Below are 2,485 nucleotides of genomic sequence, written 5' to 3'. Positions count from 1 at the left end.
TCGGGGCTGTGTGGCCGTCCGCTCCCCCCGCCCCCCCCCCCCCGCGGCGCCCCCCCCGCCGCGCGGGGCCCCCCCCCCCCCGCCCGGCGGGGGGGGGGGGGGGGGGGGGGGGGGGGGGGGCGGGGCCCCCCCCCCCCCCCCCCGGCTCCTCTCCCCCACCGCTCACCGCTTCCGCTCTCAGCTCGTGTTCCAAGGACACCCTCGCCATGCTCTCTGACGCTCCCCACCCCGACGATCCCGCGACCGTGAAGTTCCCGCACCGCTCGCGCCGCGGCATCCTGCTCGGCCTCACCGCACCCCAGTTGATCGTCGTCGCGACCACCGGACTACTGCTCCTCGCCGTCTTGCTCTCCTCTGGCGTGACCGGGGCCCTCGAGCTGACCCCGCTGTGGTTGCTGGTCCTGGCCGGGGTATTCGTCCGGCACCGCGGGCGCGCGCTCGCCGACTGGGCGCCGATCGTGACTCGTTACGTGCTGCGCCGCTTCCGCGGCCAGCTGCTCTGGCTCGCCCGACCCGCTACCCGGCCCCGCCGCGAGGGACTGCTGCACCTGCCGGGCACCGCTGCCTCGTTGCGCGTGACCACCGCGCCGAACGGACGCTTCGGCGCGGTCCACGACCCGCACAACGGCACGCTGACCGCCGTGGTCAAGGTCGCCTCCCGCGCGTACGCCCTCCTTGACCCGGCAACCCAGTCCGGCAACGTCTCCGGCTGGGGCCGCACCCTGGCCGCGCTCGCCCGCACCGGACACATCGCCCGCGTCCAGGTCCTGGAGCGCACCGTCCCCGACTCCGGCGACGCCCTCAACCGCTACTGGACCGAGCACGGCGACCCGCAGACCCCGCTTGCCGGCCCGATCTACACCGACCTGCTCGCCGCCGCCGGCCCTGCCGCTGCCCCGCACGAGGCCTACGTGGCGATCGCCCTCGACCTGAAGGCCGCCCGCCGCCTCATCAACCAGGCCGGCGGCGGACTGACCGGCGCCTTCGCCGTCCTCGCCCAGCTCACCGCCACCTTCGACCAGTCCGCCCGCAACTCCGGGCTCGCACCGTCCGGCTGGCTGCCCGCGACCGAGATCGCCGCCGTGATCCGCACCGCCTACGACCCTGGGGCCTCCGCCGCCCTCGACCGCTGGTCGGACTCCGGCCGGCCACAGGCCGACCCCGCCGCCGCGGGCCCGGTCGTCCTCCTCGAGAAGGCCGACCGCATCCAGACCGACTCCGCCCACCACGCCACCTTCTGGATCGAAAACTGGCCCCGCATCGAGACCAACCCGGGCTTCCTGCACCAGCTCCTGTTCACCACCGGCATCCGACGCAGCCTCTCCCTCACCTACGCCCCCAAGGGACTCGACGCCGCCCTCAAGGACGTGCAGCGCAAAAAGGCCACCGTCATCGCCGACGCCGCCGAGCGCGCCCGCAAGGGCCAGGTCGACTCCGAGGAGGACTCCGTCGAGTACGCCGACATCAAGCAGCGCGAACGCCAGCTGATCGCCGGACACGCCGATGTCGCCCTGACCGGCCTGCTCACCGTCAGCGCGGACAGCGACGAGCAGCTCAACGCCGCCTGCGCAGCGATCGAGACCGCGGCCGTCGCCGCCCTGATCGACCTGCGCCCGCTGACCTGGCAGCAGGCCGAGGCCTTCACCACCGCGGCCCTGCCGCTCGCCCGCCCGTAGCGCACCCGCACCACCGTTTTCCGCGCTCAACCGAAGGGCACCCCTCATGCCGCCCGAGCCCCTGCCCGAACCGGCTACGGACTTCGTCCCATTCGCCACCGCCGCGCTCGACTTCCACCGGGCCATCAACATGCCGGTCGCCCAGGACGCTGCCGAACGACCCGAACTGGACGCCCTGCACGCCCACCTGATCGCCCTGTACGACCTGCTGGACGCGCACGCCGCACGCACCGCACCGGTCGCCCGCGCCGAGGGAGACCACCTGAGGGCCTGCCGGGTCCGGCTGTGGCAGGCAGCCGACCACCTGCACACCGCCTTCCACGCTGCCCCGCGCCCAGACTCCGGCCATCTTCCCAGCCGGGAGGCGTGCCGGGCCCGGCTACCCGAAGGCGCCCCCGCCCTGAGTATCTGCCGACGCCACCTGGCCACCGCCGCCCGCGTCCGCCGGGACCACACACCGGCCGATCTGCGCGACCCCTTCACCGGACTGACCCGCCACTGACCACCGGAGCACCACCGCCATGCCCCTCAACTCGCCCCGCGCCAGCGCCAGCCCGCTATTTGTCCCCCACAAATCCGACCGCCGCACCGCTCGTACGGCCCGACACCAGTTCACCGCCGCCCGCGACAAGGCCCGCGACGCCAGCCGACCCGAAACCCGCCGAACCTCCCCCGGCCACGACCCCGACCTGCGCGCCACCTACCCTCCCGCCGGCCGCCCCCGCCCCCCCACCGCCCCCGGCGGCAAAAAAGGCCACCCCCCCCCCCCCCAGACCCACGCCGTCGCCCCCCGCGCCAACCCCAACCGC

At 75.0% G+C, this 2,485-nt stretch carries 2 protein-coding genes; both read left to right on the top strand.

The features are described 5' to 3' along the window. Positions 1 to 206 precede the first annotated feature (206 nt). The gene (locus HZS56_RS37620) at positions 207 to 1,676 is read left to right on the top strand and encodes an SCO6880 family protein (RefSeq protein WP_216725295.1); all 1,470 of its coding nucleotides are present in this window, start codon (positions 207 to 209) and stop codon (positions 1,674 to 1,676) included. 46 nt (positions 1,677 to 1,722) lie between these two features. Continuing rightward, a complete protein-coding gene (locus HZS56_RS37615; protein ID WP_216725294.1) occupies positions 1,723 to 2,178 on the top strand; it encodes a DUF6238 family protein in 456 nt (151 codons plus the stop codon). Positions 2,179 to 2,485 lie beyond the last annotated feature (307 nt).

The sequence above is a fragment of the Streptomyces mayonensis genome, assembly GCF_018982965.1.
GTDB lineage: Bacteria > Actinomycetota > Actinomycetes > Streptomycetales > Streptomycetaceae > Streptomyces > Streptomyces mayonensis.
The sequence above is the reverse complement of the archived record's forward strand: the minus strand, read 5'-3'. Positions and strand labels throughout refer to the sequence as shown.